Source organism: Klebsiella sp. K5-306 (assembly GCF_051835185.1).
Lineage (GTDB): Bacteria > Pseudomonadota > Gammaproteobacteria > Enterobacterales > Enterobacteriaceae > Klebsiella > Klebsiella oxytoca.
This window is the reverse complement of sequence record NZ_JAIFJY010000024.1, coordinates 15,698-30,866: the sequence shown is the minus strand read 5'-3', so window position 1 is coordinate 30,866 and position 15,169 is coordinate 15,698. Positions and strand designations below refer to the sequence as shown.

Below are 15,169 nucleotides of genomic sequence, written 5' to 3'. Positions count from 1 at the left end.
AGTGATGACGGGAGACGAATTAAAGAAATACCGTTTCCCGGAAACACTGACTAACCAGTCCCGCTGGTTTGGTTTATATCTCGATGAACTTATCCCGGCCGTGATTTGTCTCGGCTGGGGTTTCTGGACCAGCAAGTTCATATTTGGTATGGCTGCAGCGGCACTGGTTTTCTGGGGTATCAAGAAACTGAAAAAAGGGCGGGGCAGTTCCTGGCTACGCGACCTGATTTACTGGTATCTGCCAACCTCCCTTCTTAAAGGTTTCTTTCATGATGTTCCGGACTCCTGTTTCCGGCAGTGGATTAAATAAATCAACGGGGAAATAACATATGGAACATGGTGCCAGGCAAGATACCACGCGTGTTATCGCCGTGGGATTTATCTGTCTGGGGACGCTTTTTACCCTCAGTCTTGCGACAAATATCATTCAGGGCATTAATAACTACCGCCTTCAGACAGAACAGAAAGTGGCGGTGACACCGATGTTATTCAGTGCCCCGTTTGCGGTTTCACAGAATCAGGCCGACGCCTCTTATATTGAACAACTGGGGCTGAGTTTTATTGCGCTTCGTCTTAACGTCACACCGGAAACGGTTGATGCCCAGCATCAGCAGCTGCTCCGGTATGTATTACCGGCCTCGCAGAACAGTCTTAAGGTCCAGCTGGCTGAAGATGCGAAACGAATAAAAGAAAATAATGTTAACGCCACCTTTTATATGACGTCTGTCCGCGCCTGGCCTGCGGAGAACCGCGTTGATATCAGGGGGGAGCTGAAAACATGGATTGGTGATTCGAAACCCTACAGCGAAATTAAAAGTTATGTCATTCAGTTCAGTCGTGTCGACGGCGTCAGCTGGCTGGCGCGTTTCGGAGAAATAAATAATGAAAAAAATTAATCCGTTATTTATTTCAGGTTGCCTGTTATTTACGGTGCCTGCGATGTCCGCCACCCTCAGTGGGACGCTGGCCCCGACCGTGGTCCCTCTGACAAACGGCGGGCAGGCTAATATCGCGGTGAGTAACACCGACCCGAACCTTTTTACTGTACCCGGGGACCGTATCACCGCGATTAACAGCCTGGATGGCGGACTGACCAACCAGGAGCAGACCGACAGCGGTGGCGCCATTCTGGCCACCGTCAGTAAAAAGCCGTTCACCTTTATCGTGGAAACTGAGCGCGGCCTGAACTTCTCCATCCGTGCCGTGCCGCGCGCAGGCGTCGGGAGAACCATTCAGCTGGTCAGTGAACTGTCGGGCACGCCGGGCCCGGCAAAAGCCTGGGAAGAGTCAAACCCGTATGAGTCTGTGCTGGTCTCTCTGAACCGCGCCGTGCGCCAGGGCAGCGTTCCCGGTGACTATCAGGCTGTCCCGGTCACGTCAGAAACGCTGGCGGTGCCAGCCGGTTTGCGTGCCACGGCAGAGAAGGTCTGGACAGGGCATCACCTGAAGGTCGTCCGTTACAGTCTGGATAATGTCTCGCTGTCGCCTCGTATGGTGCGTGAGAGCGATTTCTGGCAGCCCGGCACGCGCGCCGTCATGCTCAGTACGCCTGCAGGTTTGCTGACCGCCGGTGGCCGGATGCAGGTCTGGGTCACGACGTCGGATGCGGGAGGGCGCTACTGATGGCGAACTTCAACACGCTGATTAAGCGTAAACAGTACGTCTGGCTGGGTCTCATTCTTGTCGGCGGTGCAGCTGCCGTTGGTGGCGGTCTTTATCTGTCAGAGCTGAACCTGAGCTCTGATGAAGAGGCCCCTGCTCAGGGCGAACCCGCACCGGACATGACCGGGGTGGTCGACAGCAGCTTCAACAGCAAAGTGGAGCAGCATGCCACCACCGAGATGCAGGCCACGGCGGCAGACCTGAACAAGCGATTTGCCTCCCTGCAGGGGGAAGTGGACCTGCTCAGTAAAGCGCGGAATGCAGACCAGGTCCGTATCGACAAACTCAGCAATGAGAATGCGGCCATGCAGGAACAGCTGAAGGCGCTGGGCGTTAAGCCGGCTGTCTCTGGCGGCGAACCTGCGCCAACACCGCCGTCTCCGCCTCCTGGCCCGGAAGGCGAGCCGCAGCCTGCCAGCTATCCGCCGCAGTCCGGCGGCGCGGTACCGCCTCCGACGGCATTTTATCCGGGCAACGGCACCACACCACCGCCACAGGTCAGCTACCAGTCTGTACCGGTCCCGAACCAGATACAGCGCAAGACCTTCAGCTACGACAGGGGTAAAAAAGGCCGGGAGCTGCCTTACATTCCATCCGGCAGCTTTGCGAAGAGCATCCTGATTGAAGGGGCTGATGCGAATGCTTCTGTCACGGGTAACGAATCCACGGTGCCGATGCAGCTGCGTGTGGTGGGGCGTGTCGAGATGCCGAACAGCAAAACGTATGACCTGACCGGCTGCTTTGTCGGTCTCGAAGCCTGGGGGGATGTCTCCAGTGAGCGCGCCATCGTCCGTACCCGGAACATCAGCTGTATCAAAGGCGATAAAACCATCGACCAGCCGATAGCCGGGCACGTCTCTTTCATGGGCAAGAACGGGGTGAAAGGGGAAGTCGTGATGCGTAACGGCAAAATCCTCGGCTGGGCCTGGGGTGCTGGCTTTGTTGACGGAATTGGTCAGGGGATGGAACGGGCGTCACAGCCGTCCGTGGGTCTCGGGGCTACGGCGACGGTCGGTGCCGGCGACGTTCTGAAAATGGGGATTGGCGGCGGTGCGTCGAAAGCGGCGCAGACGCTGAGCGAGTACTACATCAAACGTGCCGAGCAGTACCACCCCGTCATTCCGATTGGGGCCGGCAATGAGGTGACGGTGGTCTTTCAGGATGGGTTCCAGCTGAAAACCATTGAGGAGCTGGAGGCGGAAAAGAACGGACAACAACAGGCGCAGAATCAGGAGCCGGTCTCGCAGCCTGAAGCGCAACAGTCAGGCAGCAACCTGAACGGGTTTAACACTGACGAGATGCTGAAGAAGCTGGGCAAACTTGACCCTCGCCAGTTCTCACCAGGCGGAGAAGCGCAGGGAGAAAATCATGGTTAAGTCCCGCACCGCTCTCGTTCTGTCCGCGCTGCGCTGGCTTCGCTGGTTCTTTCAGTACGCAGTGGTGTACCCGATGGCCACCATGATGCTGCTGATTGTAACAGCGTTGTGGTGTGGTCATATCACGCCCGGTCAGATGCTGGTGAATACCATCGAATCGGTGCAGCGGGAAGGATATGTCATTCACGACTGCACGGGACCCGCTTCGCGCGAAGCACTCAATGGTGATGCGGTGAAGCCATTACTGCCTCCTGTTTTACAGGAGGATTGCTCTTCTTTCAGTACGGATGCAGCAGGGTATGCAGCACATATCGACCAGGGCTACACGAAAAACATCTTCTGGCTCTGGTTTCTGATGGCGGTTGTGTTTACGGGTGTCGCGGTGGTTTTCGGCCGTACCCCTGCCAGCAGAACAGGTATCACGTGGGTGAGGGATGCGCGGGGGGATGTTTTCCCCGGATGCAGACCCGGCAAAGGCGCGATATCACCGTTACTGGCCGGATATCAGAAACGCGGTGAGACCATCGTGATTTATGACCCTTCCGCCAGATTTAACGAGGAAGATAAAAATGAAAACAAAGAGAAATAATCCATACCCCGATGAAACCGGTAATACGGTCCCAGTCGGGGAGCCTGGTGCAGGAAAAACAGCGTTTTCATCAGAACTGATTTTTGCCCGATCGGATGTCACTCAGCTTAAGCGTGTTTACGGTGCGATGAGTCCGGGTGAGCGGGAAAAATTTGTCCGGACGATTAAGGCAAACACTCTGTTCAGGATGAACCTGAAAAAATAACTGATAAATAGCGAGAAATATCATGAAGGAATTAATGCTGTTAATTCCTCTGGGCAGCGCTTTGCTCTTAACCGGGTGCGCGGGCACAGAGACGGAATTCGAATGTAATGCCACGACATCGGATACCTGTATGACGATGGAGCAGGCGAATGAGAAAGCGAAGGCCCGGGAGGAGAGTGCCGCAAAGCCGGCTGCGGCCGGGTTGCCACGACTGGCTGACGGCAACTTCAGAACGCCGTCGCAGGTATCTTACCCGCTGCCGCCGCAACCCGACCTGACCCTGGCCAGAGTGGCTGAGGATAAATCGCGAGCACGTGCAGTGGCCCTTACTGACCCAACTGCAAACAATTTAGCCGCATATTTTGAAACCGAGAAAAGGATGCAGTCGTTGCCGGTAGTGAAAATGTCTTTACCGGTCAGTCAGGCGACATTCCGCTCTCCGGCGACGCTGCCGGGCAATTATCCCCGGCCACTCAGAAAGGGGGAACAGACGGCCTCCCTGTGGATAGCGCCGTATATCGATGCTGAAGACGTCTATCACCAGCCCACCACGGTGTTATTTGTGGTAACGCCATCGGCATGGGGCCAGCCCCGGATTAACTGATACCCCGCACACCAGCGCTATTAACGGCGCGGTACGCGCTTTCTTATCACTGGCTTTATAACGAGTACCCTGCGCGTTGAAAGGGAAGGGCGGTAGCGTGTCCGGAGGATAGGGTAATGACTGAAGTTGTTAAATTTATCTGGCTTCTTCTGAAAGAAGAGCCGGTATACATAGCACTGATTTTAATGATTACGGGTGCTGGGGTTATTTTTGCTTATTTTTTAAAGAATATATTCAGAACCCAAAAGAGCAGGATAATCTGGATGATAGCTGCATTCTTAATGTCTGTAATGGTAAGTGTTATTGCAGTTGAACCAGAGGTTACATATGTAAAAATCCAGGAAAAAAAGAACGAAATCACTTTTATTCTTGAGAACTGCAAGGTCTCCGCATTTGAAGCACAACAGGCAGGGTTATTCGGGGCAACAAAAGATGCCTGGTCCTGCCCTGATGGGATAACCCGCTACCTTCCTGTTAAGTACAGGCCAGAGGGAAGTTCATCTGTAAATAAAGAGCATTAATGTTATTAACTGAAAGGAAAGACAGGTTATGAGTGAGCCATTCAAGTGGGGTCTCGCGCTGGTATTTACGTTTACAGTATATGCCCTGGTGTTTTATCCCGGCCATGACACGGTACCGGAAACACTCACCCGTCACTGGATAAATGACTGCCGGTTGCTGGAATCGAATATTAACAGAGGTTTTTTATCTCCCGCACAAAACCGGCTTCAGTGTGGTGATGTTATTGAAAATGTCAGCAAGGCTGATTATGACAGCGCGGTAAATGGCGGTAAGAAAATAACAACTATCAAAGCATTACTCGAAGAACTGTTCGGTCGTTAATTTATAGACGGAGACAATAAGGTATGCATACCTTCATTTTTCTGGTGCTGATGACACCGGCCAGTGCCGGTGGTATCTGGAGTATTACACCTATGCCCAATACGGATGTGTGCCTCAAAATGCTGCGTGCAGTCGAAGCGCGTGGAGGCAACAGAAGGTTCGGAAGTAATACAGGTGAGTGCATTGAGGTTAAAACCCGTGAGCCCCTGAACAATGCGATGGAAACACTGAACGGAGGCAGTCAATGAGAGCTTATTACCTTGAGGGGGATAATATTGAGTGGCTTATTGGCGTATGCCTGATTCTTTTTGTTATCGGTGTTGTCGGTGCGCTGGCCATGTTTGTTATCCCTGAAAAGATTAATCTGAGAGTCTGCAGGGCTAATGTATTTTTCTTTAGTGCGCTTATGGCAGTGGTGGCGTTTGTCATACTTATCGTCTTTACCAGTCAGTCATTCACGATGGATGAACTGGAGGCCGGGAAACACTGGAAGAACGACTGTAAACTCCTGGAGGTCAACATTCCGACGGGCATATTTACCGAACCTGTTAATAAACTGGATTGTGCCGGCGTCATCATTAACATACCGAAGGTTCAGTATGATGAGTATATCCGCCAGTGGGAGTTATATAAGCGTGCAGGTAAATAGTTATTTCTTTGCCTGAGCGACTATCGGTGCTTATTTGCGTCTGCGATTTAAAAATGGCTTTGCGTGATATATCCACGACCCGCAGCCTGATATTTCTCTGATTTTCTAAAATGTATTAAGGAATGCTCGCATGAGTAATAACATCATGGATACCGTCGCGCAGGCCGTGAACTCGCTGGTCTCTGCGCTGAAGCTGCCCGACGAATCTGCCAAAGCCAATGACACGCTGGGCAGCATGAACTTCCCCCAGTTCAGCCGTATCCTGCCTTACAGGGATTACGACTCTGCGACCGGGCTGTTTATTAATAACAAAACCGTCGGCTATATGTTTGAAGCGCGCCCGCTTCCCGGTGCGGATAAAGATATCGTCTCCACGCTGGAGCATTTACTGCGCAGTAAACTTCCCCGGGGGGTGCCGGTCAGTTTTCATCTGGTATCCAGTAAGCTGGTCGGGAATGATATCGACTACGGCCTGCGTGAATTCCGCTGGAGCGGTACACAGGCTAAAAAGTTTAATGCCATCACCCGCGCCTACTACCTCCGGGCAGCCGAAACACAGTTTCCTCTGCCGGACAATCTGGATTTGCCCCTGACGCTGCGTAACTACCGCGTCTACATCTCCTGCTGCGTGCCCCGCAAGAAGAACTCCACCACGCAAATTGTGGAGCTGGAGAACCAGATTAAAGTGTTACGGGCATCGCTCGGCGGGGCTTACATCCCGACGCGTATCCTCGATGCAGCCGGGCTGGTCGAGCTGATGCGGGAGCTGATTAACCCGGACCCGCATGAGATGTACCGGGTGCCGTACAAGCTGGACCCGTATCAGGACCTGAACTACCAGTGCGTGGATGACAGCTTTGACATGCAGGTCACGGCCGGTCACCTGAAAATCGGCCGCCTGGGGCGCGACGGGAAAGAGTGCGTGACCCGGGTGACGAACTACCACCTGGAGTGTGACCCGGAAATCGCCTTTCTCTGGACCGCGGCGGATAACTACGCCAACCTGCTGAACCCGGAGCTCTCCATCTCCTGCCCCTTTGTCATCACGCTGACGCTGATGGTCGAGGACCAGGTGAAGACCCAGAACGAAGCCAACCTGAAATTCATGGACGTGGAGAAGAAAAGCAAAACCTCCTACGCGAAGTATTTTCCGAACGTGATAAAGGAGGTGCAGGAGTGGGGCGATATCCGCCAGCGTCTGGCGACCAACCAGACCTCTCTGGTGTCCTACTTCTTTAACATCACCACGTATACCGCCGACAACGCAGAGGCCTCTCTCGCTACCGAACAGCAGGTGCTCAACAGCTACCGTAAGGGCGGCTTCCAGCTTATCCCGGCCCGCTACCATCACCTGCGTAATTTTCTGGCCATGATGCCGTTCAAATGCGGCGAAGGCCTGTTTAAAGAGCTGCAGGCGGCAGGTGTGGTGAAGCGGGCTGAGACGTTCCAGGTGGCCAACCTTCTGCCGGTTGTCGCTGACAGCCCGCTGGCGCCGGCAGGACTCCTGGCCCCCACCTACCGTAACCAGCTGGCGTTCATCGATCTGTTCTACGAGGGAATGAACAATACCAATTTCAACATGGCGGTCTGCGGTACCTCCGGGGCGGGGAAAACCGGTCTGATCCAGCCCCTCATTCGCAGCGTGCTCGACTCCGGCGGTTTTGCCTGGGTGTTCGACATGGGCGACGGCTACAAGTCCCTGTGTGAAAACATGGGTGGCGTGTATCTCGACGGCGACTCGCTGAAGTTTAATCCGTTCGCCAATATTCTCGACGACGCTAACTTTGACCTGTCCGCCGAGCGTATCCGCGACCAGATGTCGGTGATGGCCAGTCCCAACGGCAACCTGGATGAAGTACACGAAGGTCTTCTCCTGCAGGCGGTCCGGGCGGCCTGGCTGAGTAAGCGCAACAAGGCGCGTATCGATGATGTGGTGGCCTTTCTCCAGAGCGAGAAAGACAGTGATGAATACGCCGACTCACCGGGGGTGCGCAGCCGTCTCGATGACATGATTATCCTGCTCGACCAGTACACGGTGAACGGGCTGTACGGGGAGTATTTCAACTCTGATGAGCCGTCCCTGCACGACGATGCCCGGATGGTGGTTCTTGAACTGGGCGGGCTGGAGTCGCGCCAGTCCCTGCTGGTCGCGGTGATGTTCTCGCTCATCATCTATATCGAGAACCGGATGTACCAGTCCCCGCGCAGCCTGAAAAAACTCAACGTTATCGATGAAGGCTGGCGACTGCTGGACTTCAAAAACGAGAAGGTCGGGACCTTCATTGAGAAGGGCTACCGGACGGCGCGCCGGCACACCGGGGCCTATATCACCATCACCCAGAACATCGTCGACTTCGACTCGCCGACCGCATCGAGCGCTGCACGGGCAGCCTGGGGGAACTCGTCGTACAAGGCCATTCTGAAACAGTCGGCCAAGGAATTTGCAAAATATAACCAGCTGTATCCGGATCAGTTCAGCAAGCTGGAGAAAGACATGATTAATGGTTTTGGCTCGGCAAAAGAGCAGTGGTTTTCTTCCTTCATGCTTCAGGTGGAGGCGAACTGCTCCTGGCACCGCCTGTTCGTCGACCCGCTCAGCCGGGCGATGTACTCCTCCAAAGGTCCGGATTTTGAGTACATGAAAGCGCGCCGGGCAGAAGGTGTCGATATTCACGATGCGGTGTACGGTCTGGCCTGCCGGAACTTTGACAGGGAGATGGCTGAGCTTGAATCCCGGATATCTGAAAACGACACAGAGGAAAACCGCTGATGGAAGAGAATGCAGAGCAACAACCGGAGCAGATGCAACAGCAGCAGAGGCCGGAGCAGCAGCAAAACAAAGCGACATCGCGCACTTTCCGGCGGGTGCTGCTCATCACCGCCCTCGTCGTTTTTACCCTGGCCTGCAACGTCATGCTCACGCGGGTAATGCTGGCGTACACCACGCCACGGGTGGTGGCCTTCGATATGAAAAAGACGCTCGACAGCTTTATGGACAGCGTCAGCCAGAAGCCACTGACAGAGGCGCAGTCAAAAGCGCTCTCGGACCGGTTTAACGACGCGCTGGAGAAGAGCCTGGCGGATTATCAGCAGCAACATCATGTGCTCATTCTGGTCTCGCCCGCCGTGGTTCAGGGCGCATCCGATGTGACCCGCACCATTCAGCACGACATTGCCCGCCGGATGAAGGGGGATCGTGAATGACAACACTTCGCGCTTTTCTGCTCGCCGGCTGTCTGCTGTCACCGCTGACGCAGGCTGCTGATCTCGGGACCTGGGGGGATTTATGGCCCGTCCGGGAGCAGGACATGCTGCAGCTCATCACGCAGCGTCTGCAGTCACTGCAATCCTCTGGCCAGTGGGACCAGACGATGGATGCGTTTAAGCAGCGGGTTATCGAGAACAGTCAGCGCCCGGCACCGGTGGAGGGCATTAAGCGTGCGGAGAAATACGAGCAGCGCTGGTTTGATCCCAGCATCCGCCTGACCGAAGACCTGAAGGACAATGAGGGGCGGGTGTTTGCCCGCAAGGGCGATGTGGTGAACCCCCTGAAAACCGTGCCGTTTATGCAGACCCTGTACTTTATCAACGGGGATGATGCCGACCAGATAGCGTGGATGAAGCGCCAGGTCCCGGAAACCCTGATGAGCAAGATTATCCTGGTGCGCGGCAGCGTGCCGGACACGTCCGCCGCGCTGGACAGCCGGATTTATTTCGACCAGAACGGCGTCCTGAGTAAGCGTTTCGGGCTGACCACGGTGCCGGCGCGTATCACCCCGGCGCCTTCCGGTGAACGGCTGAATATTGAGACCTTCCCTGTTAAATAAGGATGTTTCTGTGAAAACCCTGACTCTCCTTCTGAGTGCCCTGGCGTTATGGGGGTACAGCCTCAGTGCGGCTGCTGACCCTTCCTGTGAGGGGCGATTTGTTAACCCGATCACCGATGTGTGCTGGCGCTGTATCTTCCCCCTGTCGCTCGGCAGCGTGCAGGTCGGCAAAGGTGACCTGCCGGATACCAGCAATCCCGGCAGCCCCCTGCAGCTCTGCCCGGCTCCGCCACCGCTGTTTGTTCGCCCCGGGCTTGCCATCGGGTACTGGGAGCCCATGGCGATGACGGACGTCAGCCGTTCGCCGGGCTGCATGGTCAATCTCGGTGGATTCAGCATCAACCTCGGCAAGACCGGCATGGGGACCGCGAAAAAAGACGACAAGCAGGTGAACGGGGCTTTCTATCACGTTCACTGGTACAAATACCCGCTGACCTACTGGCTGAACATCATCACGTCAGCAGGCTGCCTGGAAGGGGGGGATATGGATATCGCGTATCTCTCCGAAATTGACCCGACCTGGGTGGACAGCAGCCTGACCACCATTCTGAATCCGGAAGCCATTCTGTTTGCCAACCCGATTGCGCAGGGCGCCTGTGCTGCTGATGCGATGGCCAGCGCGTTTCATATGCCGCTGGATGTTCTGTTCTGGTGCGCCGGCTCTCAGGGATCGATGTACCCCTTCAGCGGCTGGGTCAGCAACGAGTCCAGTCCGCTGCAGTCCTCGTTACTGGTCAGCGAGCGCATGGCCTACAAGCTTCACCGGCAGGGCCAGATTATGGAGAGCATCGGCAAGGACAAGGCGGTCTGCTATGAGTATCCGTCCCCGATTATCCCCAAAGAGCGCTGGCGCTATCAGATGGTGAACATGTACCCCGACAGCGGTCAGTGCCATCCCGTGGGTCGCAGCGTGATGCGCTGGGAAGCGGGGCGAAATCCCCCCAACTCACGAAAGAACTACGGCTATCTGATGTGGCGTAAACGTAACTGCGTCTTCCTCTGACAGGAGTCTCCGATGAAATTTATCAAAGCGATGATAGTGATGGCCTTACTGACCATGAAGGTGTGTGGGGCCATTGGTCCGACAACTGAAGACAGAGCCTGGCTGAAACAACAGGAGAATTTAAGCGAGCAGCTGCGCCAGCATCCGGACAGACAGCTGCAGCAGGAGCTGGAAGCGCAGATTAAGCGCAATCCACTCAACCGCTCAGACAGCCAGTTTATCGATAATCTTCTGAGCCAGCAGAAAGCAGTGAATCAGGAAAAGCCGACAGAAGGAGCACTGTATTTTGTCTCCTTCTCGATACCGGAAGAGGGACTGAAGCGCATGCTGCATGAAACCCGCCAGTACGGTATTCCGGCGACACTGCGGGGATTAATCAACAACGACATGAAGACCACTACTGACGCGGTGCTGCAGCTGGTAAAGGACGGCGTCACCGACGGTGTTCAAATCGACCCGACATTGTACGCGCAGTACAACATCCGGAGTGTACCGGCCCTGGTGGTCCGGTGTCAGACGGGGTTCGACGTGGTGCGCGGCAATATTCGCCTGAAACAGGCGCTGGAGAAAGTGGCAGAAACAGGTGACTGCGCACAGACGGCCAGAACAATGCTGGGAGGTGTCCGGTGAAAGGTATCCCGCTCATTCTGACACTACACGCCTCTGTCCTCAGTGCTTTCATCTGGCTGGCATCACCGGCCTGTGCTGACAGCGGTACCGATTATAAAGCCGGGTCAGATTTTGCGAAGCAGGTGCAGGGCAGCGGGATTGACTCGCTGAAAAACTTCAGCGGCGAGCAAAACCTGCCGGGATATACCGACAGCCCGGACCAGACAAAATACTACGGTGGCGTCACCGCCAGCGGTGACAGCGCCCTGAAAGGCGACTCGGCCTCTGAGTTCAGCCAGGGCGAGACCGGTAAGACCATTACGGAATCGTTCACAAACCGGCCGCCGGACCTGATTTCACCGGATGCACCGTTTATTCAGTCGGCAAAAGACATCGAATCCCGGGCAGATACGATTGTCGGGGATACCGGACAGGCCTGTACGGCACAGGTCGTGAACCGAAGCGAATTCACGAACCACACCTGTGAGCGCGACCTTCAGGTTGAGCAGTACTGCACGCGGACGGCGACCATTACCGGTCACTATAACGATACGACGACGACAGAGGTGTACAGTGTGGCGCTGAAGGATGCCTGGCAGGAGGGCGACCAGGTGAAAGTCCGCTTCACCTTCGGTGTGACAGGGACGCTTATTCATGCAGAGGCGCAGTATTTCATTACCAGCCTGCCGAATTATGCGCCTCCGGGGCAGGCAAGGACGCTCTATGCCCTTGGCGGTTCGGTTCGTGTGGAAGGGGGGCAGGAGTGGAAAACCCTTTCCGGTGGCGGTTATCAGGTTGTGGAGGGCCGGGATGAAATTATGACCATTAAGCTGCATGACAGCTATTCGGTCAGCTACTTCGCCGGCATACTGGCCCGGAATCTCCGCTCCGGTTACATCACGCTGAACATCCGCGCCACAATGCAGGTCGCCTCAAAAGAGTGGGCGCCTGACGTCACCTGGGTTGAGAACTGCGCCTTTAACAAAGATGAAGGAAACAAAACATCGTCAGAATGTACTGAGCCGGGAGGTACGAAAGAGGTCTGGCAGGACGGGAAAGCGTACCCGGTTTATCAGGCCTGCTGGGCTTACAGGGACACGTACATTACTCAGCCTGCAGATTTTGGTGCCTGTCAGTCTCTGATGGATAACAAAGCCTGCACCCTGTCATCCCGCCAGTGCGCCTTTTACAGTGAGGACGGAAGCGGGACCTGTCTTCATGAGTACGCCACGTTCTCCTGTGAGACGCGGACCAGCGGGAAGCAGATGATTTGCGGCGGGGACGTGTTCTGCCTTGATGGCGAATGCGATAAGGCGGCCTCCGGGAAGAACAATGATTTTGGTCAGGCGGTCTCCGAACTGGCCGCCCTGGCCGCAGCCGGTAAGGACGTGGCTGAGATGGACGGCGTGAATGTCAGGGCCTTCACCGGCAATGCGAAATACTGCAAAAAGTTCGCCGCCGGATTCAGTAACTGCTGCAAGGACAGCGGCTGGGGCCAGGATGTGGGGCTGGCGCGCTGCAGCGGCGAAGATAAGGCACTCGCGAAAGCCAAAGCCAACAAGCTGACCATCAGCATCGGGGAGTTTTGTTCGAAAAAAGTCCTGGGTGTCTGTCTGGAGAAAAAGCGCAGCTACTGTCAGTTTGATTCAAAACTGGCGCAGATTGTTCAGCAGCAGGGACGTAACGGCCAGCTGCATATCGGATTTGGCGGTGCGAAAAGCCCGGACTGTCGGGGTATCAGTGTGGACGAACTGCAACGTATTAACTTTGACCAGCTGGATTTCACGAACTTCATGGAGGATTTAATGAAGAACCAGTCTATTCCTGAGAACTCAGCGCTGACAGAAAAAACGAAAGAACGCATTAAAGAGCTTCTCACACAGTCTTCTGCAAAGTAACCCCTCTTTAATAACATACATATCTAAAGGTGATTAAATGGCCGCGTCATTCATGGTGGTTGTTCTGCTTGTGGTCTTTCTTTTTATTCCGACTGGTATTGCTTTATGCATGTCAGGCCGCAGTCTGCTCCTGATATTCCTGGGTGCCCTGACGTGCCAGGCCGCTGTTGCCGTTGCGTTTGCAGGACTGTCTGCCCGGGGCGGGTCTGAGTCGATGGGAATGGGGGCGGCATCACTCATTTTCTACGTTATCGGGCTGCATAAGGCTGACGGTGTAAAACAGAATACTCGTAACGGGAGAGAAAAGAATGAAAGTTAATTTTCACAAACAGCCTGCCATTGATTTTGTCCTGAGATTAACGCTAACAATAATCATTATTTCTCCGGTGATTTATTTCTCCTGGGATGCCGTCAAAGGGACGTCGGGAAGTGATTATGTCGAAAGTGTGGTCTTTATTCTTATGGCTGGGTTTGCCATGTCTGTGTGTTATTTGTTTTTCTCAGTCCTGGAGAAAGTTATAAATGCAAGGAAAAGCAAAGATGAATCGATATATCACGATTGAGAAATTTATAGACATTCTGAATGAAGAGAATTTACCCCAGGAGCATCATGTTATGGTGCTGGCTGTTCTTGCGGATATCTCTCTGCATACAGACAGGTTCCTGATTAACTCGTCCGAACTGGTTCAGATGGCCGCTCAGTACTCACCTGCTTTCCAGAAACTGCCAGCGGACCGGCAGGCTTTTATATCTTCAGTACTGAGCATGCCGCTATTCCTTATTATGTGACCAGGAGAGTCAATGGAAGAGAAAAAAGCATACGGGCTGGTCATGGTGTTTGTCGGGGTGTTTGTCTTTCTCCTGGTCAGCATTATGTCGTACAGCCTGTGGCGGGACAGGCAGGTTAACGCATTTATGACAACCAACCGGGCCTGGGGGATCCAGTGCGACACTGTTTCTCAGGCCGCGTGGGTGATCAGGGACGGGGAGCGGGTGGACCTTCAGATAAATCATCTGCCTCTGTACTGCAGCGGTTATCGCTTTGAAGCCCGTGATGATGCAGGAAAGGTACAGCGCCAGCTCGATAAATACAGTGTCTATCAGCATCTGTCACGCCAGTCGCAATAATTCATAAAAGGGTATTTGCCATGCGAACAATACACACCGCCCTTCTGGCGGGGTGCCTTTGCTGCACCCTGTTGCCGGCTTTCGCCAAAGATGCAGGCTGGCAGTGGTACAACGAGAAGCTGAAGTCCCGGGAAGCTGAAAAGCCGCCAGTACCGGCGGCCCCGCCACCGCAGATGGATATTCTCCAGAAGCAGGCTCTCCTGCAGCAGGCGACGAAGAAAGCGCTGGCGGAAGCCATTATGTACCCCTCAGTACCGGCCTTTGTGAAGTACTTCCGTCTGCAGAACTACTGGACGCAGCAGGCCGGCCTGTTCTCGATGAGCGCGAAGAAAGCCATGCTGGCGCACCCGGAACTCGATTACAACCTGCAGTACAGCCACTACAACGGCACGGTAAAAAACCAGCTGGCCGCCGATTATGCCGAACAGCGCCGGGCTATCTCCACCCTCGCGCAGCATTTTGGCGTGATGTTCTTTTACCGGGGCCGCGAAGCCATTGACGGCCAGCTGGTCCAGGTGATTCAGAACTTCCGAGAAACCTACGGCCTGAGCGTGATACCTGTGTCGGTCGACGGCGTTATTAACCCCATGCTGCCCGACAGCCGGACTGACCAGGGACAGGCCGCACAACTCGGCGTGAAGTACTTCCCCGCGATGATGCTGGTCGACCCGAAAAGCGGCCAGGTGAAGCCGCTCAGTTATGGATTCATCAGCCAGGACGACCTGGCGAAACAGTTCCTCTATGTCTCCAGCGACTTTAAACCCAATTTTTAAGGA

The 15,169-nt window shown here is 54.8% G+C and carries 22 protein-coding genes; all 22 read left to right on the top strand.

Annotation, left to right across the window (positions count from 1 at the left end; genetic code table 11):
• The first annotated feature begins 4 nt into the window (after positions 1-4).
• The 22 genes from traL to traF all read left to right on the top strand — a co-directional run bounded on the left by traL (position 5) and on the right by traF (position 15,166).
• On the top strand, positions 5-310 hold the full coding sequence (traL, locus tag K2184_RS25885) for a type IV conjugative transfer system protein TraL (RefSeq protein ID WP_020323523.1): 306 nt from the start codon (positions 5-7) through the stop codon (positions 308-310).
• Between the two features lie 19 nt (positions 311-329).
• The gene (gene traE / locus K2184_RS25880; protein WP_020323527.1) at positions 330-896 is read left to right on the top strand and encodes a type IV conjugative transfer system protein TraE; all 567 of its coding nucleotides are present in this window, start codon (positions 330-332) and stop codon (positions 894-896) included.
• A complete protein-coding gene (traK, locus tag K2184_RS25875; protein ID WP_064381362.1) occupies positions 883-1,623 on the top strand; it encodes a type-F conjugative transfer system secretin TraK in 741 nt (246 codons plus the stop codon). Before traE ends, traK begins: the two co-directional genes overlap by 14 nt.
• On the top strand, positions 1,623-3,038 hold the full coding sequence (traB, locus tag K2184_RS25870) for an F-type conjugal transfer pilus assembly protein TraB (RefSeq protein ID WP_064381364.1): 1,416 nt from the start codon (positions 1,623-1,625) through the stop codon (positions 3,036-3,038). The genes traK and traB overlap by 1 nt, the downstream gene beginning before the upstream one ends.
• Positions 3,031-3,627, top strand: coding sequence for a conjugal transfer protein TraP (locus K2184_RS25865; protein WP_136404571.1), 597 nt, complete (start codon positions 3,031-3,033; stop codon positions 3,625-3,627). The genes traB and K2184_RS25865 overlap by 8 nt, the downstream gene beginning before the upstream one ends.
• Positions 3,608-3,832 (top strand): hypothetical protein, encoded by a 225-nt coding sequence (locus K2184_RS25860; RefSeq protein ID WP_064381366.1) that lies wholly within the window; start codon positions 3,608-3,610, stop codon positions 3,830-3,832. Before K2184_RS25865 ends, K2184_RS25860 begins: the two co-directional genes overlap by 20 nt.
• 22 nt (positions 3,833-3,854) lie before the next feature.
• Positions 3,855-4,436, top strand: coding sequence for a type IV conjugative transfer system lipoprotein TraV (gene traV, locus K2184_RS25855; RefSeq protein ID WP_064381368.1), 582 nt, complete (start codon positions 3,855-3,857; stop codon positions 4,434-4,436).
• Positions 4,437-4,552: 116 nt separating this feature from the next.
• Positions 4,553-4,957, top strand: coding sequence for a hypothetical protein (locus tag K2184_RS25850; protein ID WP_064381370.1), 405 nt, complete (start codon positions 4,553-4,555; stop codon positions 4,955-4,957).
• Between the two features lie 28 nt (positions 4,958-4,985).
• Positions 4,986-5,279, top strand: a complete 294-nt coding sequence (locus tag K2184_RS25845) for a hypothetical protein (protein ID WP_049071697.1) — start codon at positions 4,986-4,988, stop codon at positions 5,277-5,279.
• A gap of 23 nt (positions 5,280-5,302) precedes the next feature.
• A complete protein-coding gene (locus K2184_RS25840; protein ID WP_064381372.1) occupies positions 5,303-5,527 on the top strand; it encodes a hypothetical protein in 225 nt (74 codons plus the stop codon).
• Positions 5,524-5,928 (top strand): hypothetical protein, encoded by a 405-nt coding sequence (locus K2184_RS25835; RefSeq protein ID WP_064174410.1) that lies wholly within the window; start codon positions 5,524-5,526, stop codon positions 5,926-5,928. The genes K2184_RS25840 and K2184_RS25835 overlap by 4 nt, the downstream gene beginning before the upstream one ends.
• 130 nt (positions 5,929-6,058) lie before the next feature.
• Positions 6,059-8,698 carry a type IV secretion system protein TraC gene (gene traC / locus K2184_RS25830; protein WP_064381374.1) on the top strand — a complete coding sequence of 880 codons (2,640 nt, stop codon included), beginning with the start codon at positions 6,059-6,061 and terminating at the stop codon, positions 8,696-8,698.
• 32 nt (positions 8,699-8,730) lie between these two features.
• Positions 8,731-9,132 carry a type-F conjugative transfer system protein TrbI gene (gene trbI / locus K2184_RS25825; protein ID WP_064381408.1) on the top strand — a complete coding sequence of 134 codons (402 nt, stop codon included), beginning with the start codon at positions 8,731-8,733 and terminating at the stop codon, positions 9,130-9,132.
• Positions 9,129-9,755, top strand: coding sequence for a type-F conjugative transfer system protein TraW (gene traW / locus K2184_RS25820; protein ID WP_439237803.1), 627 nt, complete (start codon positions 9,129-9,131; stop codon positions 9,753-9,755). The genes trbI and traW overlap by 4 nt, the downstream gene beginning before the upstream one ends.
• 19 nt (positions 9,756-9,774) lie before the next feature.
• Positions 9,775-10,758, top strand: a complete 984-nt coding sequence (gene traU / locus K2184_RS25815; protein ID WP_177342975.1) for a conjugal transfer pilus assembly protein TraU — start codon at positions 9,775-9,777, stop codon at positions 10,756-10,758.
• 12 nt (positions 10,759-10,770) lie between these two features.
• On the top strand, positions 10,771-11,388 hold the full coding sequence (gene trbC / locus K2184_RS25810; protein WP_064381378.1) for a type-F conjugative transfer system pilin assembly protein TrbC: 618 nt from the start codon (positions 10,771-10,773) through the stop codon (positions 11,386-11,388).
• Positions 11,385-13,265 (top strand): type-F conjugative transfer system mating-pair stabilization protein TraN, encoded by a 1,881-nt coding sequence (traN, locus tag K2184_RS25805; protein ID WP_064381379.1) that lies wholly within the window; start codon positions 11,385-11,387, stop codon positions 13,263-13,265. Before trbC ends, traN begins: the two co-directional genes overlap by 4 nt.
• 37 nt (positions 13,266-13,302) lie before the next feature.
• Positions 13,303-13,584 (top strand): hypothetical protein, encoded by a 282-nt coding sequence (locus tag K2184_RS25800; protein ID WP_064381381.1) that lies wholly within the window; start codon positions 13,303-13,305, stop codon positions 13,582-13,584.
• A complete protein-coding gene (locus K2184_RS25795) occupies positions 13,574-13,828 on the top strand; it encodes a conjugal transfer protein TrbE (RefSeq protein WP_439237802.1) in 255 nt (84 codons plus the stop codon). Before K2184_RS25800 ends, K2184_RS25795 begins: the two co-directional genes overlap by 11 nt.
• Entirely contained in the window at positions 13,806-14,054 is a 249-nt protein-coding gene (locus K2184_RS25790) for a hypothetical protein (protein ID WP_004152675.1), read from the top strand. Before K2184_RS25795 ends, K2184_RS25790 begins: the two co-directional genes overlap by 23 nt.
• A 12-nt stretch (positions 14,055-14,066) precedes the next feature.
• On the top strand, positions 14,067-14,393 hold the full coding sequence (locus K2184_RS25785) for a hypothetical protein (RefSeq protein WP_103468650.1): 327 nt from the start codon (positions 14,067-14,069) through the stop codon (positions 14,391-14,393).
• A gap of 20 nt (positions 14,394-14,413) precedes the next feature.
• The gene (gene traF, locus K2184_RS25780; RefSeq protein ID WP_064174011.1) at positions 14,414-15,166 is read left to right on the top strand and encodes a type-F conjugative transfer system pilin assembly protein TraF; all 753 of its coding nucleotides are present in this window, start codon (positions 14,414-14,416) and stop codon (positions 15,164-15,166) included.
• Positions 15,167-15,169: the final 3 nt, after the last annotated feature.